The 23,488-nt window shown below is 55.3% G+C and carries 21 protein-coding genes; 10 read left to right on the plus strand and 11 right to left on the minus strand.

Translation table 11 applies throughout. From position 1 onward, the window contains the following. The first annotated feature begins 326 nt into the window (after positions 1-326). Together SERS4_RS0114000 and hslJ are read left to right on the plus strand one after the other, a co-directional pair. Entirely contained in the window at positions 327-1,319 is a 993-nt protein-coding gene (locus tag SERS4_RS0114000) for a 2-hydroxyacid dehydrogenase (RefSeq protein WP_012145328.1), read from the plus strand. A 21-nt stretch (positions 1,320-1,340) separates the two neighbouring features. Beyond that, positions 1,341-1,769, plus strand: coding sequence for a heat shock protein HslJ (hslJ, locus tag SERS4_RS0114005; RefSeq protein WP_017892985.1), 429 nt, complete (start codon positions 1,341-1,343; stop codon positions 1,767-1,769). A 42-nt stretch (positions 1,770-1,811) separates the two neighbouring features. Here hslJ and SERS4_RS0114010 read toward each other — a convergent pair whose 3' ends face one another. Together SERS4_RS0114010 and SERS4_RS0114015 are read right to left on the minus strand one after the other, a co-directional pair. Then, positions 1,812-2,072, minus strand: a complete 261-nt coding sequence (locus SERS4_RS0114010; RefSeq protein ID WP_017892986.1) for a DUF333 domain-containing protein — start codon at positions 2,070-2,072, stop codon at positions 1,812-1,814. Positions 2,073-2,707: 635 nt separating this feature from the next. After that, a complete protein-coding gene (locus SERS4_RS0114015) occupies positions 2,708-3,040 on the minus strand; it encodes an SMR family transporter (RefSeq protein ID WP_012145331.1) in 333 nt (110 codons plus the stop codon). Between the two features lie 250 nt (positions 3,041-3,290). Between SERS4_RS0114015 and nifJ the strand changes: the two genes are divergently transcribed. The 5 genes from nifJ to SERS4_RS0114040 all read left to right on the plus strand — a co-directional run bounded on the left by nifJ (position 3,291) and on the right by SERS4_RS0114040 (position 10,403). Then, positions 3,291-6,824 carry a pyruvate:ferredoxin (flavodoxin) oxidoreductase gene (gene nifJ, locus SERS4_RS0114020; RefSeq protein WP_017892987.1) on the plus strand — a complete coding sequence of 1,178 codons (3,534 nt, stop codon included), beginning with the start codon at positions 3,291-3,293 and terminating at the stop codon, positions 6,822-6,824. Positions 6,825-7,113: 289 nt separating this feature from the next. Further along, positions 7,114-7,536, plus strand: a complete 423-nt coding sequence (umuD, locus tag SERS4_RS0114025) for a translesion error-prone DNA polymerase V autoproteolytic subunit (protein WP_017892988.1) — start codon at positions 7,114-7,116, stop codon at positions 7,534-7,536. Then, positions 7,536-8,804: a translesion error-prone DNA polymerase V subunit UmuC gene (gene umuC / locus SERS4_RS0114030; protein ID WP_017892989.1), complete on the plus strand. Its 1,269-nt coding sequence runs from the start codon at positions 7,536-7,538 to the stop codon at positions 8,802-8,804. The genes umuD and umuC overlap by 1 nt, the downstream gene beginning before the upstream one ends. Before the next feature lie 127 nt (positions 8,805-8,931). Continuing rightward, entirely contained in the window at positions 8,932-9,864 is a 933-nt protein-coding gene (ttcA, locus tag SERS4_RS0114035) for a tRNA 2-thiocytidine(32) synthetase TtcA (RefSeq protein WP_017892990.1), read from the plus strand. 140 nt (positions 9,865-10,004) lie between these two features. After that, positions 10,005-10,403 (plus strand): VOC family protein, encoded by a 399-nt coding sequence (locus SERS4_RS0114040; protein WP_012145336.1) that lies wholly within the window; start codon positions 10,005-10,007, stop codon positions 10,401-10,403. 216 nt (positions 10,404-10,619) lie between these two features. Here the strand turns inward: SERS4_RS0114040 and zntB are convergent, their stop codons facing one another. Further along, positions 10,620-11,603 (minus strand): zinc transporter ZntB, encoded by a 984-nt coding sequence (gene zntB, locus SERS4_RS0114045; protein WP_017892991.1) that lies wholly within the window; start codon positions 11,601-11,603, stop codon positions 10,620-10,622. Positions 11,604-11,748: 145 nt separating this feature from the next. On the opposite strand from zntB, the gene SERS4_RS0114050 reads away from it, so the two are divergent. Next, positions 11,749-12,825, plus strand: a complete 1,077-nt coding sequence (locus SERS4_RS0114050; RefSeq protein WP_017892992.1) for a hypothetical protein — start codon at positions 11,749-11,751, stop codon at positions 12,823-12,825. Positions 12,826-12,894: 69 nt separating this feature from the next. Here the strand turns inward: SERS4_RS0114050 and SERS4_RS0114055 are convergent, their stop codons facing one another. From SERS4_RS0114055 to SERS4_RS0114065, 3 genes are all read right to left on the minus strand, one after another. Continuing rightward, positions 12,895-14,529, minus strand: coding sequence for an ABC transporter substrate-binding protein (locus SERS4_RS0114055; RefSeq protein WP_017892993.1), 1,635 nt, complete (start codon positions 14,527-14,529; stop codon positions 12,895-12,897). Between the two features lie 160 nt (positions 14,530-14,689). Continuing rightward, positions 14,690-15,040 carry a hypothetical protein gene (locus SERS4_RS0114060; protein ID WP_012145340.1) on the minus strand — a complete coding sequence of 117 codons (351 nt, stop codon included), beginning with the start codon at positions 15,038-15,040 and terminating at the stop codon, positions 14,690-14,692. A 206-nt stretch (positions 15,041-15,246) separates the two neighbouring features. Then, the gene (locus SERS4_RS0114065) at positions 15,247-16,197 is read right to left on the minus strand and encodes an NADP-dependent oxidoreductase (RefSeq protein ID WP_017892994.1); all 951 of its coding nucleotides are present in this window, start codon (positions 16,195-16,197) and stop codon (positions 15,247-15,249) included. Between the two features lie 210 nt (positions 16,198-16,407). Here SERS4_RS0114065 and mpaA point away from each other — a divergent pair, with 210 nt between their 5' ends. Continuing rightward, positions 16,408-17,115, plus strand: a complete 708-nt coding sequence (mpaA, locus tag SERS4_RS0114070) for a murein tripeptide amidase MpaA (RefSeq protein WP_012145342.1) — start codon at positions 16,408-16,410, stop codon at positions 17,113-17,115. 5 nt (positions 17,116-17,120) lie between these two features. On the opposite strand, the gene ycjG is transcribed toward mpaA, so the two are convergent. Next, positions 17,121-18,092 carry an L-Ala-D/L-Glu epimerase gene (ycjG, locus tag SERS4_RS0114075; protein WP_026142394.1) on the minus strand — a complete coding sequence of 324 codons (972 nt, stop codon included), beginning with the start codon at positions 18,090-18,092 and terminating at the stop codon, positions 17,121-17,123. Positions 18,093-18,315: 223 nt separating this feature from the next. Here ycjG and tpx point away from each other — a divergent pair, with 223 nt between their 5' ends. Next, entirely contained in the window at positions 18,316-18,819 is a 504-nt protein-coding gene (gene tpx / locus SERS4_RS0114080; protein WP_012145344.1) for a thiol peroxidase, read from the plus strand. A gap of 64 nt (positions 18,820-18,883) precedes the next feature. Here tpx and tyrR read toward each other — a convergent pair whose 3' ends face one another. The 4 genes from tyrR to pspD form a co-directional block, all read right to left on the minus strand. Further along, positions 18,884-20,455 (minus strand): transcriptional regulator TyrR, encoded by a 1,572-nt coding sequence (tyrR, locus tag SERS4_RS0114085; RefSeq protein ID WP_017892996.1) that lies wholly within the window; start codon positions 20,453-20,455, stop codon positions 18,884-18,886. A gap of 330 nt (positions 20,456-20,785) precedes the next feature. Continuing rightward, positions 20,786-21,847, minus strand: a complete 1,062-nt coding sequence (locus SERS4_RS0114090; protein ID WP_017892997.1) for a YcjF family protein — start codon at positions 21,845-21,847, stop codon at positions 20,786-20,788. Then, positions 21,844-23,241 carry a YcjX family protein gene (locus SERS4_RS0114095; RefSeq protein WP_017892998.1) on the minus strand — a complete coding sequence of 466 codons (1,398 nt, stop codon included), beginning with the start codon at positions 23,239-23,241 and terminating at the stop codon, positions 21,844-21,846. Before SERS4_RS0114095 ends, SERS4_RS0114090 begins: the two co-directional genes overlap by 4 nt. After that, the gene (gene pspD, locus SERS4_RS25770; RefSeq protein ID WP_017892999.1) at positions 23,222-23,488 is read right to left on the minus strand and encodes a phage shock protein PspD; all 267 of its coding nucleotides are present in this window, start codon (positions 23,486-23,488) and stop codon (positions 23,222-23,224) included. Before pspD ends, SERS4_RS0114095 begins: the two co-directional genes overlap by 20 nt.

Raw genomic sequence — 23,488 nt, forward strand, 5'->3', positions numbered from 1 at the left:
TTATTGTCGTTACATTTGATCATTAATAGTCTTGCAAGCATTCTAACAAAAGTCAGCTGCTAGCTAACTATACTGAGAAGCCATTCCCCACCCCCCGTGGGGATTTTTTTTGGCTCAGGCCGAAAGAGCCTTGCGCCGCACATCGCCTTGCCAACCCACCCACCACGAATATCCGCCATACTCCAGCGTCGCCAGCTACCCTTAATTGATACCGCCCCAGGCGATGGTAGTTACCCCTTTTTAACGTTACCGAAACCGGCTAACCAATTGTAGAATTTACTAAAATCTGTTAAATTGATCACAAAAATGACGCTGGAGAAACCACGATGAAAATGGCGATATACAGCACTAAACAGTATGACCGTAAATATCTCGAACTGGTGAATCAGCAGTTTGGCTACGAGCTGGAGTTTTTCGATTTCCTGCTCAGTAAAAGAACCGCCAAAAACGCCGCCGGTTGCAAAGCCATCTGTATCTTCGTTAACGACGACGGCAGCCGTGAAGTCCTTGAAGAACTGGCGGCGCTGGGGGTGGAAATCCTGGCCCTGCGCTGCGCCGGTTTCAATAACGTGGATCTGGACGCCGCCAAAGAATTGGGCATCAAAGTGGTACGCGTACCGGCCTATTCGCCGGAAGCGGTCGCTGAACACGCCGTGGGTATGATGATGTGCCTGAATCGTCGTATTCATCGCGCTTATCAGCGTACCCGCGATGCCAACTTCTCGCTCGAGGGGTTGATTGGCTTCAATATGCATAACCGCACCGCCGGGGTGATTGGCACCGGTAAAATTGGCATCGCCACCATGCGGATCCTGAAAGGGTTTGGCATGAAGCTATTGGCTTATGATCCCTACCCAAGCGAACAAGCGCTGGAGATGGGTGCCGAATATGTCGATCTGAAAACGCTGTACGCACAGTCCGACGTGATCACCCTGCACTGCCCGTTGACGCCGGAAAACCACCATCTGCTGGACAGTGATGCTTTCAGTCTGATGAAAAACGGCGTGATGATTATCAACACCAGCCGTGGCGCACTGATTGACTCCTCGGCGGCGATTGATGCCTTGAAACAGCAGAAAATCGGCGCACTGGGAATGGATGTGTATGAGAATGAACGCGATCTGTTCTTTGAAGACAAATCCAATGACGTGATCCAGGACGATATCTTCCGCCGCCTGTCAGCCTGCCACAACGTGCTGTTTACCGGCCATCAGGCTTTCCTGACCGAAGAGGCGCTGACCAGCATCTCGGAAACCACGCTGAAAAACATTCACCAATTGGAACAGGGCGAGAACTGCCCGAATCAGCTTAATGCCTGATATTTTTAACAAGGAAAGTCGATGAAAAAGTCCATCTCAGTGGCGTTAACGGCGCTGCTGTTAGCGGGGTGTGGTATGAGCCAGAACGGTAAAACGGTGACAGAAAGCGATCTGTTGCATCACAATTTTGCGCTGCAAAGCGTCGATGGCGTGGCGGTAAAGTCACGCCCCGGCAACGGACCCAATCTTGAGTTCGGTGAGAAAATGCACGTTTCCGGCGCCATGTGTAACCACTTCTTTGGTAGCGGCCAATTGCAAGACGGCGTGTTGACGGTGCCTGGGCTGGCTTCAACCCGCATGGCCTGCTCAGACCCGCAACTCAACCAGTGGGATTGGGTGATTGGCGACGTGCTGGGCAAAGGGGCAAAAGTCACCCTCAGCGCTCAGAAATTGACTCTGAGCGGCAGCGGCCACGTCCTGGTCTATACCCAGCGAGACTGGGTGCAGTAATCCCTGTTCACCAGGCCCAGGTGGCCTGGTGTTCTTTGCTGTTTAACCGGCGGTTGAACAGGCTCCCTGACCCAGCGTCCATTCTTCGCATTGCTTACCATTCGGCATCTGGCACATTCTTACCGCCTCGCCGTTTAAATTGTGCGTCACGGTAGTGGTACCGCCCACGCTGGCGCAGTTCGCGCTGGTCTGTAAGGTATTGATTCTGGCACTGTTACCCTGCTGTACTGGCTCTTCATTTTTGCTGCTGCATGCGGCCAAAAGCAACACGGCACCGGCCAGCAACCATTTTGATGTTGTCATTACTCCACTCCTGAACCCGGAACTAAGCTGTGTAAAATCGCCATTGCCGATATACCCGTCGTCTTTCAAGCCGCAGCGTTGTTACCTGCGTTACAAGACCCATCCGTGGGTCTTGCCCTTAGAGGGCCGCTGCAAGCAGCGTTCAAATCTGTTCCCGACAGATTTGTCGCTCACCCCAGTTACTTACTAAAGTAAGCGCCTGGGGATGAGCAAGCTGGTCGCCTAGCTGCAACTCGAAACCCAAAGGGTATAACTCGCGTCACTTATTACGGACACGTTTCGTTATCTTTGATGCAAACCTATTTAATCTAGCCTGATATATAAATAATGAAAATATATTCCTGCAATTATTTGGCGTTTATTTGAACGTTGCGATCATTCTTGTCGTCACCGCGGCTTTCACGCAGCTCACGGAGCAGCCCGCGTGCGGTCTGGACGACACGTGCGATAACAGGTTTGAAGGAGCGGATTGGGAGCAATAGACGGGCTGGGAATTGTCAGACAATAGTAAAAGAACAGCGTTGGTTTTGTTACTGGGTGAATATAACTGATTCATTATTTTCAGTTATTATTACTGAGGCGTTCAGCCAGCGTCACTGAATGTCACGCTGGCTATGTTCACCTTAAAATAACAATCAGTGCGCCGCCGTTTTCGACAGTAAATTAATCACCAGTACGCCGGCAATAATTAGCCCCATCCCGAGAACTGCCGGTAAATCCAGTTTTTGCTGATAAACAAATACTGCCGCAATGGACACCAGAACAATGCCCATACCGGACCAGATAGCGTAGACAATACCCAGAGGCATGGTTTTAACCACCATCGACAGCCCCCAAAAAGCGACCGCGTAACCGACCACCACCACCAGCGACGGCCACAGGCGGGTAAAGCCCTCAGAGGCTTTCAGCATGGTAGTGGCGACCACTTCCGCCACAATCGCCATGGCTAAATACATAAATCCGCTCATCGTTTTTTCTTCCGTAAGTTCACCTGTTCAACAGTATGACGCGCTGGAAATAAATTGTCGTTAAACAACCATGACAATTCGTCTTCGCGGCATGATTTTAATGCTGGAAATATCAACTTACAGTAACTCTGGTCGATTTTTCCACCGTCACACAAATGCGATAAAGGGCCAATATATCCCTCTGCTAGACTTTGTTAATTACTGCAAGAGGCGACTTTTGCGGCTTTTTGAGCAATGAAAGGTAAAGTCGATGATTACTACAGATGGTAATAACGCAGTCGCTTCCGTGGCCTATCGCGCCAGCGAAGTGATTGCCATCTACCCGATTACACCCAGTTCGACCATGGCGGAACAGGCCGATGCCTGGTCCGGCGACGGCCGTCAGAATATCTGGGGCGACGTACCGCGAGTGGTGGAAATGCAGTCGGAAGGCGGTGCGATCGCCACCGTGCACGGTGCATTGCAAACCGGCGCACTGTCGACCTCATTTACCTCGTCGCAGGGCCTGCTGTTGATGATCCCGACGCTGTACAAACTGGCCGGTGAACTGACGCCGTTTGTTCTGCACGTCGCCGCACGGACCATCGCTACGCACGCACTGTCGATTTTCGGCGACCATTCCGACGTGATGGCGGTACGCCAGACAGGCTGCGCCATGCTGTGCGCCAGTAACGTGCAGGAGGCGCAAGACTTTGCGTTGATTTCTCAAACGGCGAGCCTCAACAGTCGCCTGCCGTTTATTCACTTTTTTGATGGTTTCCGCACCTCGCATGAAATCAACAAGATCGTCCCGCTGAGCGACGATACCCTGCGCCAGATGCTGCCGCAGGAAGCGATTGATGCGCACCGCAGCCGCGCGCTGTCACCGGACCATCCCGTGGTGCGCGGTACCTCCGCCAACCCGGATACCTATTTCCAGTCCCGTGAGGCCACCAATCCCTGGTATAACGCGGCCAGTCAGCACGTGATTGATGCGATGGACAAGTTTGCCCAGATCACCGGCCGGGCCTATCAGCCTTTTGAATATTACGGTCATCCACAGGCCGAACGCGTCGTGATCCTGATGGGGTCCGCTATCGGTACCTGCGAAGAAGCGATCGACGCCCTGCTGACTCGCGGCGAAAAAGTCGGCGTGCTGAAAGTACGACTGTTTCGCCCCTTTTCCGCGCAACACCTGCTCAGCGTGCTGCCGGCAAGCGCAACGAAAATCGCCGTACTGGATCGCACCAAGGAGCCAGGCGCGCTGGCGGAGCCACTGTATCTGGACGTGATGACCGCGCTGGCCGAAGCCTTCAGCCGGGGTGAACGCGCCAACATGCCGATGGTGATCGGTGGCCGTTATGGATTGTCCTCGAAAGAGTTCGGGCCGGACTGCGCGTTGGCGGTATTTAAAGAACTGACGCTGGACAAACCGCGCCCACGTTTTACCGTCGGTATTTTTGACGATGTGACTGGCCTTTCCCTGCCGCTCAGTGAAGAAACCCTGCCACAGCGTGCCTCACTGGAGGCGTTATTCTACGGCCTGGGCAGCGACGGGTCGGTTTCCGCCACCAAAAACAACATCAAAATCATCGGCAACAGCACGCCGCTCTATGCCCAAGGCTATTTTGTCTACGATTCGAAAAAGGCCGGTGGCCTGACGGTGTCGCATCTGCGCGTCAGTGAGCAGCCAATTAACTCGGCCTATCTGGTCAGTCGCGCCGATTTCGTCGGCTGCCACCAGTTGCAGTTTATCGATACCTACCAGATGGCGGAGCGCCTGAAACCCGGCGGCATTTTCCTGCTCAATACCCCGTACGGTGCAGAAGAAGCCTGGTCGCGGCTGCCGCAGGAAGTGCAGGCGGTGCTGCAACAGCGTCAGGCGCGATTTTACATCATCAACGCCGCCAAACTGGCGCGGGAATGCCGACTTGGCGCGCGTATCAATACCGTGATGCAGATGGCGTTTTTCCACCTGACTCAGATCCTACCGGGCGATGTGGCACTGCAGCAATTGCGCGACGCCATTGCCCGCAGCTACAGCAGCAAAGGCCAGGATATTGTTGAACGCAACTGGCAGGCGCTGGCCGCTACGCTCGATGCACTGATTGAGATCCCGCTGCAGCAGGTTAACGACAGCAGTCCAATGCGACCGCCAATCGTTTCCGACGCCGCGCCTGACTTTGTCAAAACCGTCACCGCCGCGATGCTGGCCGGATTGGGCGATGCACTGCCAGTGTCCGCCTTCCCGCCGGACGGCACCTGGCCAGTGGGCACCACCCAGTGGGAAAAACGCAATATCGCCGAGGCGATCCCTATCTGGCAGCCGGATCTGTGCACCCAGTGCAACCACTGCGTTGCCGCCTGCCCACACTCCGCCATTCGCGCCAAAGTGGTTCAGCCGGAGGCCATGGAGAATGCCCCTACCTCGCTGCAATCGCTGGATGTAAAAGCGCGAGATATGCGCGGCCAGAAATACGTGCTGCAGGTGGCGCCGGAAGACTGTACCGGCTGCAACCTGTGCGTTGAGGTGTGCCCGGCGAAAGACCGCCAGGATCCTGACATCAAGGCCATCAACATGGCGCCACGGCTGGATCATCTGGCAGTGGAAAAAGAACACTACGACTTCTTCCTGCAACTGCCGGAGATCGACCCATCGCAGCTCGAGCGTATCGATATTCGTACCTCACAGCTGATTTCGCCGCTGTTCGAATACTCCGGCGCCTGTTCTGGCTGCGGCGAAACGCCGTATATCAAACTGTTGACCCAGCTTTATGGCGACCGGCTGCTGATTGCCAATGCCACCGGCTGCTCATCCATTTACGGCGGTAACCTGCCCACCACGCCTTACACCACCAATGCCGAAGGGCGCGGCCCGGCCTGGGCCAACTCGCTGTTTGAGGACAACGCCGAATTCGGTCTGGGTTTCCGCCTGACTGTCGACCAGCACCGCAGCCGCGTATTGCGCCTGTTGAACACGCTGGCACCGCAGTTGCCGACACAATTGGTTAATGCTCTGCAGATGGAAGATATAGCACCGGAACCGCGCCGCCAGCAGATTGCTGAACTACGCGGCCTGTTGGCGAAAATTGAAGGCAATGATGCACGCCAACTGGCGACCGACGCCGATTATCTGGTAGATAAGTCCATCTGGTTGATTGGCGGCGATGGCTGGGCTTACGACATCGGGTTCGGTGGGTTGGATCACGTCCTCAGCCTGACCGAGAACGTCAACGTACTGGTGCTGGATACCCAATGTTACTCCAACACCGGTGGCCAACAGTCGAAAGCTACCCCGCTGGGCGCAGTCACCAAGTTCGGTGAGCACGGCAAGCGCAAGGCACGTAAGGATCTGGGCGTCAGCATGATGATGTACGGCCATGTGTATGTGGCGCAGATCTCGCTGGGTGCGCAGCTCAACCAGACGGTGAAAGCGATTCAGGAAGCCGAGGCCTATCCCGGCCCGTCACTGATTATCGCCTACAGCCCCTGCGAAGAGCACGGCTACGATCTGGCGCTCAGTCACGACCAAATGAAGCAGTTGACCGCCACCGGTTTCTGGCCGCTGTACCGCTTCGATCCACGTCGTGCCGATGAGGGCAAAGCTGCGCTGGCGCTGGACTCCCGGCCGCCAAACAGCAACCTGACCGAAACGCTGCTGAAAGAACAGCGCTTCCGCCGCCTGAACTCACAGCAGCCGGAGGTCGCCAGCGCGCTGTATCAGGCCGCAGAGAAAGAGCTGAAGGAGAAGTACGACTTCCTCAGCCTGCTGGCCGGCAAAGGGGAAAAATCCTCCGCCGAGTAAATCATCGGGGCGCGACCGGTTCGCGCCCCGCTTCCAGCCAGCTTTGCCGCTGTGCCTCTTTCACCGCCCCCCGTACGTAGCTCGCCTTTCCCGGCTGATAAAAAACGTTTCCGGGCGTAAAAACACCGCTACATTCGGCCCTGCAAGCCACACCCTAAAAATTTTCCGAGAGGATCATCTTGCCCAACAAGGGGATAGCTGTGGATCCTCTCGCCCCTGACTTTCTTTATGGTTGTAATGGCTAAAACTCGCTTATACTGTATATAAAAACAGTACAGAGAAATGCACCATGAAACACTTTTTCCCCACGCCAACCCCAGAGAAACAGTTCATTCCGCTTTACGCCGATAACGTCCCGGCGGGCTTTCCCAGCCCGGCGCAAGACTATATACACTCGCGGATCGACCTCAACGAGTACTGCATTAGCCACCCTTCGGCGACTTACTTTCTGATCGCTTCAGGAGAAAGCATGATCGAGGCCGGGATCACCGACGGATCCATGCTGGTGGTCGATCGCAGTATTGGTGCCTGTCACGGCGATATCGTGATCGCCAGCGTCGCAGGCGAGTTCACGGTTAAGCGCCTGTGCCTGCACCCAGTCAAACAGCTTGAGCCGATGAACCCGACATTCAGGCCGATACCGCTCCCGGATGATGGTGCGGAACTGGACATTGTCGGCGTGGTGGTTTCAACCATCACCAGGCTGAAATAATGTACGCCCTGGCCGATGTAAACAACTTCTATGCAAGTTGTGAAACGCTGTGGCGTCCGGACCTGCGTGGTCGACCGATAGTTGTGCTGTCGAACAACGACGGCTGTGTGGTGGCGCAGAGCAAAGAGGCAAAGGCCCTGGGCCTGAAAACAGGCGCGCCCTATTTCAAAATAAAACACGACTTTGAGCGTGCCGGGGGTATCGCATTCAGCAGCAACTACGAGCTGTACGCCGATATGTCGATGCGAGTGATGGCCGTGCTCGAAGAAATGGCACCGCGGACCGAAATGTACTCTATCGACGAAAGCTTCCTGGAGCTTGCCGGGGTACAAAATTGTGTCGATTTGGCCACGTTCGGGCACCAGGTTCGCGCCCGCGTTTTGCAATGCACCGGCCTCACCGTCGGCGTTGGTATTGCCCAGACCAAGACGCTGGCAAAGCTGGCGAACTACGCGGCGAAAAAATGGAGTCAGACCCAAGGCGTGGTTGACCTTTCCAACCTGGAGCGGCAGCGAAAACTAATGGAGAGAGTACCGGCGGCTGAAGTCTGGGGCATCGGGCGGCGCATAACCAAAGAATTGCAAAATATGGGGATCAAAAGCGCACTGCAGCTGGCGGATGCAAGCACCACGATGATCCGCAAACATTTCAGCGTGGTGGTTGAACGCACGGTGCGTGAACTGCGTGGTGAACCCTGTTTGTCACTTGAGGAGTTTGCCCCCACCAAACAGCAAATCATTTGCAGCAGATCATTTGGCGAACGCGTCACTGAATACCAGGATATGCATCAGGCGATCTGCATGCACGCTTCCCGCGCGGCAGAAAAACTGCGTGCAGAACACCAGTATTGCCGGAATATCAATGCATGGGTTAAAACCAGCCCCTTCTCGGCCAATGAAAAGTATTACGGCAACACCGCGAGCATCAGGCTCAATACGCCGACGCAAGATACGCGCGACATCATCGCCGCTGCGATTCGATGCCTTGATAAGATATGGCAGCCCGGCCACCGTTATCTAAAAGCCGGCGTTATGCTGCAGGACTTTTACTCGCAAGGCGTCGCTCAGTTGGACCTGTTCGATGAGTATCAGCCACGGCCTAACAGCGCACGCTTAATGGCCGCGTTGGATAAAATCAATCAGTCCGGGCATGCCGGGGTCTGGTTTGCCGGGCAAGGAAACCAACAGACATGGTCAATGAAACGCGAGTTTCTCTCTCCCGCTTACACCACGCGGGTGGCAGATTTGCCACGTGCCCGCGTGTACTGAGGCAAGCAAACCGCATTTGCTATCCGGAGCGGATGGATGAAATACCCAAGCAGCCCATAGAATGCTAAACTCGCTGCCTAAAACTTTATGCCCATAGTGCCCCCAATTGAGAACGAGCACGATTTAAATGTCAGAACAACAAACAGTTAGTCAAAAAGAGCAGTACAATCTGAACAAATTGCAAAAGCGCCTGCGTCGTAACGTGGGCCAGGCGATCGCCGATTTCAACATGATTGAGGAAGGCGACCGCATCATGGTTTGCCTGTCCGGCGGCAAAGACAGCTACACCATGCTGGAGATTTTGCGCAACCTGCAGCAAAGCGCCCCGGTCAATTTCTCACTGGTTGCGGTCAACCTCGATCAGAAACAACCCGGTTTCCCCGAGCATATTCTGCCAGCCTATCTGGAAAGCCTGGGGGTGGAATACCAGATTGTTGAGGAAAACACCTACAGCATCGTCAAGGACAAGATCCCTGAGGGCAAAACCACCTGCTCACTGTGTTCACGCCTGCGCCGCGGCATTCTTTACCGCACCGCTACCGAGCTGGGGGCCACCAAAATTGCCCTTGGCCATCACCGCGACGACATTCTGCAGACGCTGTTCCTCAACATGTTCTACGGCGGCAAGCTGAAAGGCATGCCACCCAAGCTGATGAGCGACGATGGCAAGCACGTGGTAATTCGCCCGCTGGCTTACTGCCGTGAAAAAGACATCGAGCGTTTCTCGGTCGCCAAAGGCTTCCCGATTATCCCGTGCAACCTGTGCGGCTCGCAGCCTAATCTGCAGCGCCAGGTGATTGGCGACATGCTGCGCGACTGGGATAAACGTTATCCAGGCCGTCTGGAAACCATGTTCAGCGCGATGCAAAACGTAGTACCTTCGCACCTGAGTGACTACAACCTTTTTGATTTCAAAGGTATTCACCACGGCAGCGAAGTGGTTGACGGTGGCGATCTGGCCTTTGACCGTGAAGATATTCCAATGCAGCCGATCGGCTGGCAACCGGAAGATGCGGATGAAGCCGCCCCGGTGCGTTTAGACGTTCTCGAAATCAAGTAAGTCGTTATTCCGCCCGCACGCTGTGGGCGGAAATTTCCCTTCATCAGTTTTCGATCCCGCTCGCAATTTCAGCAGAATTCATCGGACAGTGCCGTTTTTATCCTATACTGTGTTTTTATACAGTCACCTGGAGATTACCGATGAACATCACCCCCTGCTTGTCTCACGTTTCTCTCGGCAGCAATCATTTTGACGCCGCAGCCGACTTCTACGATCGCACTCTTGCCGCGCTAGGTTGCCGGCGGGTGTTGGAACACCCTGGCGCCATTGGCTATGGGCGTGACTATCCGGAGTTCTGGTTGCAGGTGCCGATCGACGGTAAACCGGCCACTACCGGCAATGGCCTGCACGTGGGTTTTTTCGCCACCAGCAAACAGCAGGTCGATGATTTTTATCGCCAGGCGCTGCAGGCCGGTGCGACAGATGAAGGCGCCCCCGGCTCACGGCCACACTATGGCGAAGCCTATTACGGCTGCTTTGTTCGGGATCTGGACGGACATAAGATCGAGGCCAGTTTCTGGGATGAGAGTGCGGCCTGACGGGCAAATTGCAGACAAAAAAATGCCGGTGATTAAACCGGCATCGTATGAATCAATGTGCTATGCAGTAATTCTAAATATAAGAAAGTAAGACAATTATGGAGCACAACGCCCATCGCTTGACGTTGCATTCACCTGCGAGATAGATCATGCCCCATTTCCCTCCGGTAAAAGTTGATATCGCTCAATGTTAACCGGGTTATCAGCGTTTTTTGGCTACAGCCAGCGGCGTCGCTTCAGCCACCAGCCCAGGCCGAACACCAATCCGGTCAGCGTCAGGCAAAACGTAGCAAAACCAAAAGGGTTGCCGCCGCCTGGAATGCCGCCCAGGTTAACGCCGAACAACCCGGTCAAAAAGGTCGTCGGCAAAAACACCATCGCCAATAATGACATGGTGTAGGTGCGGCGGTTCATGGCATCAGCCATCACGGTGGTGATTTCGTCAGAAAGGATCGCGGTACGGGCAATGCTGCCGTCCAAGTCATCCAGGCCGCGCCCTAATCTATCGGCAATATCCTGCATGCGACGACGGTCGTCATCATTCATCCAGGGCAGACGATCGCTGGCCAGCCGGGAAAATACATCACGTTGCGGTGCCATATAGCGGCGCAGTACGATCAGCTGTTTGCGGATCAGCGCCAGTTGCCCGCGCTCGGGAACCTGTTGCTCCAACAGCGAATCTTCCAGATCGATGATCTTGTCATGCAGATCCTCGATAAACTCACTGGCGTGATCGGTCAGTGCATCCGAAATTTCCACCAGCCAGTTGCCACTGTTGGTCGGCCCGATGCCGCTTTGCAGATCGTTCACTACCTGGTCGATGGAAAAAACCTTGCGATGGCGGGTGGAAACGATCAGTTTATCCGTCATGTAGACGCGAATGGTCACCAACTGATCCGGCCGCGAATTGGCGTTAAAGTTAATGCTGCGCAGTGTAATCATGGTGCCATCGCCCACCTTACTGACGCGTGGCCGCGAACTCTCTCCTGACAGCGCCTCTCTGACCGCATCCGGCAGCAGTGGCGTGGTGGCCAGCCATTCGGCGCTGGCAGGGTGCGCATAATCGAGATGCAGCCAGCAAGGCTCATCGCAGGTGACTTTGTCATCGTAATCAATCGATGTTACACCGCCCTTGCCATCGAGCTGGTAGGCATACACTGCGTCAGGAACCTGTAACTCGCGCCCCTCAATGACTTCCATTCCTCATCCCCTCTGCTTTTCAGTTATTCCAGAGTCTAGCGTTAATGGTAAGCGGATCAAAGATGAAGCCGTGCGAATACTGCACCTGGGAGGTGCTTATGCGCTAACATGGATAAATAACGCACAACGCGCGGCCGGGCACCTAATGAAATCCACTTCGACATTCTTGTTAGCCTCAGTTTTGGCGTTTGCTCCGGCGCCGTTTCATCCGCTGTTTGCCGCAGATAACTCACTCGACGCTATCGCTGATGCATACCGGGTCAAATTAGCTGACTCAGCGGGTGACCTGCCTTACTTCGTCGCGAAATATCATGGTCCCACGCCACACAGTGCGTTAATCGTACTGCACGGGCACCCCAGAGATGCGGGGAAAACCCTGGCTGCGGCGCTGAAAGCCGCTCAACTGGCAGCCAAAACCGACGACAGGCTGCTGGTTGCCCCGCTGTTTCCGGTTAGCGATGCGCAGGCCGCACACTGTCACTCCCCCGGAGTGCCACCCGCACAGGCAGATGACGCACTCTGGAGTTGCAGTTCCTGGATCGAAGGGGGTCTGGACAATCAGGGGAATACCAGCTCATTTGCTGCACTGGATAGTCTGGTTGGCGAGCTGAAAATAAAATGGCCAACGGTACGGTCGGTGACCATCGCCGGCTTCTCTGCCGGGGCACAGTTTGTGCAGCACTATGTCGGGTTCGCCCATCCGCCGGCCGGCGTGAAACTGCGTTACGTCATCGCCGACCCCGGCAGTTGGCTCTATTTCGATAGCCGGCGGCCGCAGCCGGTAAAAAATGATCGCCCTGCCGACTGGCGCGACTGTAACCAACAAGGCGACTGTAGCTTTGATTGGGTTGAGAACAGGAACGATGTCTGCCCGAACGTCGATCGTTGGAAATACGGCATTGAAGCGGTTCCGGCCTTTCTCGACCAAAACAGCACATCGGTGCGCCAGCGCTATGCATCGGCGGATATCACCTATCTTGAAGGCGAGAAGGATACCGGCAGCGCACCCGGCACTTTCTACAAAATACTCGATAAATCCTGCGCAGCTCAGGCGCAAGGCCCCTACCGACTGCAGCGCGGCATCGCCTATGCCGCTTACGACCGGCGGTTTATTGCGCCGCACGCCAAACGTGATTTGCTGATCGTTCCCGACTGTGCCCACGATGTAGCCTGCGTATTTCCTTCGAAGACAGGCCGTAGCGCATTGTTTGATGCCCCATAGTCCTGCCACCTAAGTAGAAACCCCGCTCTCGCGGGGTTTGATGGCAACACATGGGACTATCGCAATATATCAATGCTTCAAAATATACATCGTCTGGCTGTACGCCACGTCTTCCGGATTGGTGATCGGGTAGCCTTTCACCCAGGGTTTGATCAATCGGCCATTGGTATACTGATAAATTGGTGCGATCGGTGCCTGTTCGGCGATGATCTGCTCAAGTTTGTTGTAGTCAGTGGTCAAGGCTGCCGGACTGGTTTCTCGGCTGGCCTGCGCGAGCAGTTTGTCGTAATCCGCACTTTTGAATTTAGCGATATTTCCGCTGTGGGTTGAGCTTAACAACGACAGGAAGGTCGAGGCTTCATTGTAATCGCCGACCCAGGAAGCACGCACCACGTCGAAATTGCCAGTGTTACGGCTATCGATATAGGTTTTCCATTCCTGATTTTGCAGCTTGACGTCAATACCGAGCGTTTTCTTCCACATTGAAGCCACAGCAATCGCAATTTTCTGATGGCTTTCCGAAGTGTTGTACAACAGCGTCAGTTTCAGCGGATTGTTCGGGCCATAACCTGCCGCCTGCATCAACGCCTTGGCCTGGGCGTCCAGTTCGGCCTGTGGTTGCTGTTGCAACAGGCTCACTTCCGGCTTAAACCCGGCGGTGACATCCGGGGTGAAGTGGTAAGCCGGTTTTTCACCGGTCCCCAACACTTTTTCGGCGATAATCTTGCGATCGATAGCGTAAGACAATGCCTTGCGCACCCGCACATCGTTAGTCGGCGCGCGTTGGGTATTAAAAGCATAATAATAGGTGCCGAGCTGATCCGGGGTATAGACCTGGTCCGGGATGTCTTTCAGCAGCTTTTGGTACATGTTTTTCGGGAAGGACTCGGTGATGTCGATATCGCCGGCCAGATAACGCTTGGTGGCGTTGGATTCCTGGTTGATCGGCACAAAGGTCACTTTGGTCAGCACCGTATGCGCATGATCCCAATAGTGATCGTTTGGCGTCAGTACCAGTTTCTCGTTAACTACCCGTTCCTGCAATTTAAACGCGCCGTTACCGACCAGGTTGCCGACCTTGGTCCAGTCGTTGCCAAATTTCTCTACCACCGCCTTGTTGACCGGGAACAGGCTGAAGTTGGCCGTCAGGCTGACAAAATACGGCACCGGTTTGTTCAACTGCACTTTGAAGGTGTAATCATCCAGCGCGGTGACGCCCAGCTTATCGGCAGGCAGCTTGCCGGTAATGATCTCATCGGCGTTTTGGATGCCGGCCAACTGGGCAAACCAGGCAAAAGGTGACAAGTTCTTCGGCTCAACCAGCCGCTGCCAACTGTAAACGAAGTCTTTCGCCGTGACAGGGTCACCGTTAGACCAGCGCGCATCTTTACGCAGGGTGAAAATATAGGTTTGGTTATCGGTGGTTTGCCAGCGGGTTGCGACGCCGGGGATCACCTTGCCGTTGGCATCCTGGTTCACCAGCCCTTCAAACAGATCGCGCGCCAATTGTGCTTCCGGCAGGCCAACCGCTTTAATGGGATCGAGTGAGGCCGGCTCATCTTTGATATGGCGAACTATTTCCTGTTTCTCCGCCAGCGTAGTACCTGGGGGAACCTGAGCCGCCATGGCGCTGCTCAACCCTGCGCCAATCGCCACGGCACACAGTGCCAAACGAAAACCCTGTTGAATTTTTTTTCTCGTCATTCTGATTCATCCCCCGTTAACCATCTGAATTTTTTATCTTATAGCACAAGATTAGTCTCACCTAGAGTTCCCGGCGGACAAGATGTAAAAACTGGGGGCCAGGCAATAAAAATGCCCGCACGACGGTGTCGATACGGGCATTTTCTGTTAGTCGGCTTTATTAGTCGTAAAGGTGAATGCTATTGATGCGGTAGCTGAATTCTTCACCCTCTTCTTCATCAAAAATGGTGAAGAAGCCTTTCTCGGCCAATGGCTTGGCATGAATATCGGTTTTTTGCATCTGGCGCGACTCGGCATCGTCAAAACCATAGTCGAGATAGAAGCTGTTTTTCTGGTAATCGACGTGCAGGGTAAACGGATAGTTGGACTCATCGCCACGCCCGTCGTCATTCTTCACCACGCCAAACCATTCACCCTGACGGATCTGGTTTTCCTCGTCCACGCCGCACAGCAGCGTGATGGTATCCTTATCATTTTCGCTATAGCTGGCAACTATTCTGGCTACTGGCATGTTAAATCCCCTGTTTGGTAATTGGGTTAGCTTTGCCGATAGTATATACCCGTCGCCTTTCAAGTTGCAGCGTTGTTATCTGCACTCGCTCACCCCAGTGACTTACTTAAGTAAGCGCCTGGGGATGAGCGAGTTGGCCGCCTAGCTGCAACTTGAAACTCATAGGGTTTAATAACGGTGAAATAGCTGGCGTGGTTTTATTGGCTTCACCAATCAATGTTCAGCACGGTTTTGCCGCGTGAGCCACCGGCTTTGCTCTCCGCCAGCATTTCCGGTGCCTGTTTAATCGATACCAGACGTTCCACCGGCACCTGTAGCTCACCACGCGCGACGCTCTGTAACAGTTGCTCCAGCTCATCCGCACTGATTTGCGCCTCAATATTGCCGCCACGCAGGCCTTGTTGCTGCATCTGCTCCGGAGCTGCCGACCAAATGGTGCTCAGCGCCACGCCGCCCTTACGCAGAATAACCAGTAAGGCGCTGAATCCTTCGGCATTGCTGACCAGATCGATCATGCCGTCAATGCCCTGCGGGTATAGTTGTTGAACCTGCTGCAGCACGGGTGCCCGGTGATGATCAATCACCTTCTCAGCCCCCAGCTCACGCAATGCGGCCTCGGCATCGGCGCCGCCGGTAGCAATTACCTTCAGCCCCTGCCGTTTGGCCAACTGGATAACAAAACGCCCAACGCCGCCGGTTGCGCCCACCACCAACAGAGTCGCACCCGCGCTCAGTTGCAACTTTTCAACCAGTTTCAGCGCGGTACCGGCCGCAATCGGCATGGCCGCCGCCTCGGTCAAACTCACCTCATCAGGTACTCGCGCCAGTACCGCTTTTTGGTCAATCGTCGCATACTGGGCGTAGCTACCGGCGCCGACAACGCCGAACATAAACTTGCCGGCCACCCGTTCATTGACGCTGAATCCGCTGACATCATCGGCGACCGCCTCCACCACGCCCGCACCGTCGGTACCAATCACCAAAGGGAAAACGTGTGGCAATTTCCCCTGCAGCATGCCGTCGGCTATCCGCCAGTCAACCGGGTTTAGCCCGGCAGCGGCCATTTTAACCAGGATCTGGCCGGGTTGTAGCGAAGGTTTGGCGATCTCTACCTGTTCTGGCATAGCACCGAGTTGTTTGACTGCAATCGCTTTCATGAGGAGCTCCAGTGTATCTGTTCATAATAGGAGTCAGTGTAGCGAACCCAAGATCGTCCGCCAGCCATCAATAATTGGAATCACTGTTCAGGATTTTATGACAATCAATTTTGTCACTGGGTGAGAAATTGCTCTGGGAAAGTTAAGCGAAAGCGTAATACACTGAATAAAATGATAATCACTCTCGACCTTTAAATCAGGGACTACATCATGATCCAGCATCGACCGCGCAGTGAACGTGGCCAATTGGCCGTTGCAGGAGAGAATTACGGCAGTTCGCTGTTGGGTGCACCACTGCTCTATTTCCCGGCGGCCGTCAGCGGCCCGCAAACCGGGCTGATTATTGCCGGTACCCACGGTGATGAGAGCGCCGCTATCGTTACCCTGTCCTGCGCATTACGCAGCATTGCACCAAACCAGTTGCGTCACCATGTAGTACTGGCGGTCAATCCCGACGGTTGCCAACTCGGGCTGCGCGCCAACGCTAACGGCGTAGATTTGAACCGTAACTTCCCGGCGGCCAACTGGCGTTCCGGGGATACGGTTTATCGCTGGAACAGCGCGGCGGAAGCGCGGGATGTTAAACTCTCAACCGGCGGCCGCCCTGGCTCCGAACCGGAAACCCAGGGGCTGTGTCATCTGATCCATCGGTTGAAGCCGCACTGGGTGGTGTCGTTCCACGAGCCATTGGCCTGTATTGAAGATCCGGCCAGTTCACAGCTCGGCGTCTGGCTTTCGCATAAGTTTGCTTTGCCGCTGGTCACCAGCGTCGGCTACGAGACGCCGGGATCATTCGGCAGCTGGTGTGCCGATTTGTCACTGCCTTGCATTACCGCAGAATTCCCGCCGATCTCGGCCGATGCGGCCAGCGAAAACTACCTCAACGCGATGGTAGAATTGCTGACTTACCCGGGCTAAACCGGCTATGGGGCGAGATTAATCGCCCCACATTCAAAATCCAACCCCGGTTCAACGTCATTAGCCAGCCAGGTCGGGCCGTCCAAATCGACGAATCGCGCGCCCGGTGCCAGCGGCAATGCGGCATTGATCGCCCGCGAAGTGCACAACATGCAGCCGAGCATAATAGCGAACCCTTGTTGCCGCGCCTCCTGCGCCAGCGCCAGCCCTTCGGTCAGACCGCCGGTTTTATCCAGCTTGATATTGACCATTTGATAACGGCCAACCAGCTTGGGTAAATCACCGCGGGTGTGGCAGCTTTCATCGGCGCAAATTGGCAACGGGTGGATAAAGTTTTCCAGTGCGCTGTCATCCGTTGCCGGCAGGGGTTGCTCCAGCATCGCCACGCCCAGATCCGCTAACAGTTGGCAGCGCGCCGCCAGCCCTTCCGCCTGCCAGGACTCATTGGCATCGACAATCAACGTGGTATCCGGCACCGCCGCGCGGATCGCCACCAGCCGTTCGCTGATCAGATGATTGTCCAGTTTGATTTTCAGCAAGCTAGCCCCTTGCTGTTCAAGTTCGCGTGCGGCGAAGGCCATGGCTTCCGGCGAACCTATGCTGACGGTTTGCGCCATCAGAATGCGTTCCGGCTCGGCAGCAGCGCTACGCTGCCAGCGGCTCTGACCGCTCAGTTGACACTCCAAATCCCACAAGGCGGAATCCACCGCATTACGTGCCGCGCCGGCCGGCATTAGCTGCTGCAGTTGCTCGCGCGTCACGCCCCGTTCGACAGCCGTAGCAACTTCGGCCAGCCGTTCCATCACCGAAGTCTCACTTTCACCGTAACGCGGATAAGGTGTGCACTCACCTATACCGCGCACGCCCTGCTGCTCAATTTCGACCACCACCACTTTGGCTTCGGTGCGACTGCCGCGGGCGATAACAAAGGCGGTATGCAGCGGCCAGGCTTCTGGGTAAAAACGCATGCTTCTCATAATGGCTCCTGAACGGAAATTGCGCATAAAATCGGGCGAACGCGTGGGCGCTTTTTTGGACACACTCTAATATATACAACTATTTAGCAAACTTTATCTATCCAACCCACAATTGTTGACATAAACTGATGCCAGGGTGTGAACCTAATGTTAAAAGCGGCCAAAAAGCCATTTTATTAGGCTCACGCCCTTTGTATAAACACCTGTAAAAGGAATCAAGCTAATGACTCAGACAGTACATTTTCAAGGCAACCCGGTTAGCGTTGCAGGCCACCTGCCACAAACCGGCGAACAAGCCAAAACCTTCTCACTGGTTGCCAAAGACTTGTCGGACGTGGCGCTGAGCAGCTTCGCGGGGAAACGCAAAGTTCTGAACATTTTCCCAAGTATTGATACCGGCGTTTGCGCAACTTCGGTTCGTACATTCAACCAGTTGGCCAGCGGCCTGGATAACACCGTGGTGCTGTGCATCTCGGCCGACCTGCCGTTCGCCCAGTCACGTTTCTGCGGTGCAGAAGGCCTGAACAATGTAGTCACCCTGTCCACGCTGCGTGGCGCAGAATTCAAACAGGCTTACGGCGTTGAAATCGCTGAAGGCCCGCTGGCAGGCCTGACCGCACGTGCGGTTGTGGTATTGGATGGCCAGGACAACGTGCTGTACAGCGAGCTGGTGAATGAAATTACCACCGAGCCGAACTACGATGCGGCGCTGGCTGCATTGAAGTAATGCCAGAAGGCCGACGATTGCCGGCCTCTAAACGTTGAAACGGGCGCTTATGGCGCCCGTTTTTTTATTCTTCGTTTTCCCCGGAAGGCTTACGGCTGCTGAGCCCATATTCGCGCAACTTATTGGCGATCGCGGTATGTGAAACCCCCAGGCGTTTCGCCAGTTTTCTGGTACTCGGGTAAGTACGGTACAAACGGGTCAGCACCGAACGTTCGAAACGCTTGCTGATATCATCAAGCGAGCCGTCCATCACCTCATCGCCCAGCGACATTTCAACCTCGAACTCCGGCAGTACAATGTCCTGCGGACGAAGTTCGAAACCTTCGGTTTGCGTCAGCGCCCGGTAAATGGCGTTTTTTAACTGTCGCACGTTGCCCGGCCAACCATATTTGCTGAGGAAACTGCCCAGATCGCCCGCCAGCTTCGGCCGCGCCACGCCCTGTTCATCGGCAAAACGCGCCACAAACAGTTCAGTCAGCGGCATGATGTCCTGTGGACGCTCACGCAGTGGTGGAATGGTGATGGTCAACACGTTAAGTCGATAATAGAGATCCTCACGGAACTCACCACGCTGCACCAGTTCGGTCAGGTTTTTCTGCGTCGCGCAAATTACCCGCACATCTACATGGACTTCGTGTTCTTCACCCACGCGGCGGAAAGTGCCATCGTTAATGAAACGTAGCAGTTTGGTCTGCATGCGCGGCGACATCTCACCGATTTCATCCAGCAGCACCGAACCACCGTGCGCCTGCTCAAAGAAGCCCTTCTTGCCTTCCAGCGCATTCGGGTAAGCCCCCGGCGCATGGCCGAACAACTCGCTTTCCGCGACGTCATCCGGCAGTGCGGCACAATTGAGCGCCAGGAACGGCTGCTTGCCACGCGGGCTGCGCAAATGGCAGGCCCGGGCCAGAATATCTTTGCCGGTGCCGGTGTCGCCCACAATCAACAGTGGCGCATCCAGCATCGCCAACTTGCGCGCCTGCTCCAGCACCTGGCGCATTTTCGGACTGGCGGCAACGATATGATCAAACTCGGTATCGTCGTTCACCGACAGATTCTGTAACTGACGCCCCATACGGGCCGTGGACTTCAGCATCACTACCGCGCCTACGGCGGCATTCTGCTGGTTTTCGTCCTCCAGGTAGATTAGCGTGATATCCATCAGGAAGTCCTGACTGCGGATCACCACCCGCTCAGATTGCGGCGCCGTCTGTTCGCTCTCGAGCCAACGGTTGAAGTTATAACCGCCAATCAATGCGGTGGCCGTCTGGTTGCGAATTTTGTCTTCGCTAAGCCCGAACAGCGCCTGCGCTGCCGGATTGGCCAGTTCAACTTTGCCTTTCATATCAATCGAGAACACCGGCTCAGGCATCGACTCCAGCAACGCACGCAGTGCGCGGTGTTCGCGTTCAGACGGCATGAAATTCACGGTGCGCACATCGGTCACGCCGGCAATGCGGCGGATTTCCACCATCAGCGCGCGGAAGGTGTCAAAATCCAGTTGGGAAAAATTGAGGTAAATGCGGCCGATGGGATCGATTTCGATGCCACGTAAATCTATGCTGCGCAATACCAAAAGATCGAGTAACTCTCGAGTCAGACCGATCCGGTCTTCGCAAAAAACTTCCAAACGCATCAGTATTGGCCTTATCTCTGCAGGTGCGGGGATGACTGAAGATGATGATACTCTCTCACCCCGAGCGGTAGAAGCAATCTGTCAGCAAAAGTTGACAGAACTCTGATTTATCGTTGTTGTTGATGATTTTAAACGCAAGTGAATAACACCATCGGCGTCATTTTAGCTTATCAGCAGAGAGTTATCACAACCGCCAGTAAATTTGCAGATAAATATAATGCATTTACAGGGGGATCGTCTTTCGTCAAGCGCGGGTTACGTATTGGCGTTAGCGGGGAAAATCATTGCGGTAAAAATAACCACGGCGCCTGAATAGACGCCGTGGGCAGATTATTTGGCCTTGTTGTCGCTCTTTTTCATGGTGTCTTTCAACTGGCCAATCAGTTGGCTGCGGAAATCACCCAGCTTCGGTTTTTCCCCTTCCAGCCAGGGCAACGGACGACAAAGCTCCATCGCCTTGATACCGAGCCTGGCCGTCAGCAAACCGGCACCGATGCCCTGCGCCGCTCGGGCGGACAATCGGGCGGCCAGGTCTTGCGACATCCAGTCCATTCCCACTTCGCGTACCAGCTCGGACGCGCCGGCAAAGGCGATATTCAACAGCACCAGACGGAACAAGCGCAGACGGCTGAAGTAACCCAGTTCGATGCCATACAGCGCGGCGATACGGTTAATCAGCCGAATATTACGCCAGGCGATAAACGCCATATCCACCACCGCCAGCGGGCTGACGGCAATCATTAAGGTGGACTCCGCCGCCGAACGGCTGATTTCACGCCGTGCCTGATTATCCAACACCGGCTGCACCAGCTTGGCGTACAGCGCTACCACTTCGCGATCGTTCTGAGTTTCATGCAGTGAAGCCTGCCAGCGTTGCAACGCCGGATGCCCCTGATCCAGGCCGGCCTGACGCGCCAGTTTTTCGCAAAACTCACGCCCTTTGCCCAATCCGTGGCTGTGCAACAGTTCACGCGCCACATCCCGTTCTTCTGCACGCTGGCGCAGACGATATAGCCTGCGCCATTCGGTCACCACCGAACCTACCCCGGCGAAGACAATCAAACCACCCGCCACGCCACCGCCCATGGCGATCCAATCCTGCTGCACCCAGGCGGTATGCACCCACTGCACGCCCTGCGCCACCACGCTGACGCCGAACAGCGTCAGCCCGGCGGTAACCATTTTGCGCCACAGGCTGCGTTTGGGTTTCAAGGCTGCGTTGATAATGCCTTCGGCACGCCCCTCTTCCTCTTCCTGCTGCAGCTCCGCCGCCGCCGGGAAAAAGTGCTCAGCCTGCTGTTCGTCGAAAGCAACGTTGGCACGCAGCACCGGCTCCTGCGGCGGCTCCAACGGCTGTTCGAAATCGATACGCGGTTTTATCGGCTCGCTCATCGCAATTTATCTCCCAGTAAAAACTCCATCACCGCGTCCAGGCGGATATGTGGCAACGGACTGTCCACACTCATCGCTCGTGGCCGGAACTCATCAAAATGGAAGCCCTGATTCTGCCAGAACGCCGGCCCCGGCAAACGTGCTGGCACTTCGCCGGGGAACACCGTCAACGGTGCGCCGTCGTTCAGACGATTGCCCTTCAGCGCCGGGATGCGCTGCCCCTGATGGTCAACGATGCCGCTTTCGGTCGCCTGCACCGAGGCCAGCCCGACGCAGTCCATGCTGATGCCCTCAAACGCCGCGTTCTGCCAGGCTTCCTGCACCAGCTGCTGCAACAACGACACCAAATTGGCGTGCTGATCGGCGGTGATGTGATCGGCCTTGGTAGCGGCAAACATCAGTTTATCGATGGTCGGTGAAAATAAACGGCGGAACAGCGTGCGCTTGCCATAGTGGAAACTCTGCATCAACTGGGTCAGCGCCAGCCGCATGTCATTGAACGCCTGCGGGCCGCTATTGAGTGGCTGCAGGCAATCCACCAGCACAATCTGGCGATCGAAACGGACAAAATGCTCTTTATAAAAGTTTTTGACGATGGTCTGGCAGTAATAGTTGAAACGCGCACGCAGCATGCCGATGTTGCTGTGTTTATCCGCCTGCGCCAGCTTTGACTCGCCAAGGCTGTCGACGTTTGGCCACGGGAAAAACTGCAATGCCGGCGCACCGGCCAGATCGCCCGGCAACACAAAGCGACCCGGCTGAATAAAATGCAGCCCTTCACTTTTGCAGCGCAACAGATAATCGGTATAGGCCTGGGCGATGGCCGCCAGCTTGTTTTCATCGGCGGGTGCCAGCGGATCGCAGCTTTTGCACAGTTCCAGCCAGGGCCTGGCCCATTCGGCGCGATCGCCCTGCAGCAAGCCGGCCATTTGCCGCGACCAGGCCAGATAGTCCTGTTCCAGCATCGGCAAGTCCAACAACCATTCGCCGGGATAATCGACAATCTCCAGATACAGCGTTGAAGTGTCTTTGAAATGACGCAGCAATGAATCATTGGAGCGATAACGCAACGCCAGGCGAATTTCGCTGACGCCACGCGTCGGGGTCGGCCAGCTCGGCGGAGTGCCATAAAGCTGTGCCAGCCCTTCATCATAGGTAAAACGCTGAATACCGAGATCGCGTTGCGGAATGCGCTTCACGCCCAGCAGGCGTTCTTCGCGCACCGGCGAGAACAGCGGCATGCGGGCACCGCTGTGAACATGCAGCAATTGATTGACGAAAGCGGTGATAAAGGCGGTTTTGCCGCTGCGGCTCAGGCCGGTCACCGCCAGACGCAGGTGGCGATCCATCCCGCGGTTGACCAGCGACGTTAACTCATTTTGCAGTCGTTTCATTGTTCTCCTTGGCATAACGCCCAAATACCTTGTTCAGCCCTTTGCGGAACAGCGGTTCCAGCACCAGTGCCAGGACAAAGCGAATCGGTTTGCGGCCTACGGTGCGCAGCAGCCAGCCGGCCGCCCCTGCCGGGCCGTAATTGAGTAACGCTATGATGATGACTTTAGACAATGTCTTCAACATTGCACCTGCTCCTTGTTTAAATCCACCGGATTTAACGGCGTTTACGGCATAGGTTTTTTTCAT

This window comes from Serratia sp. S4 (assembly GCF_000347995.1).
Taxonomy (GTDB): domain Bacteria; phylum Pseudomonadota; class Gammaproteobacteria; order Enterobacterales; family Enterobacteriaceae; genus Serratia; species Serratia quinivorans.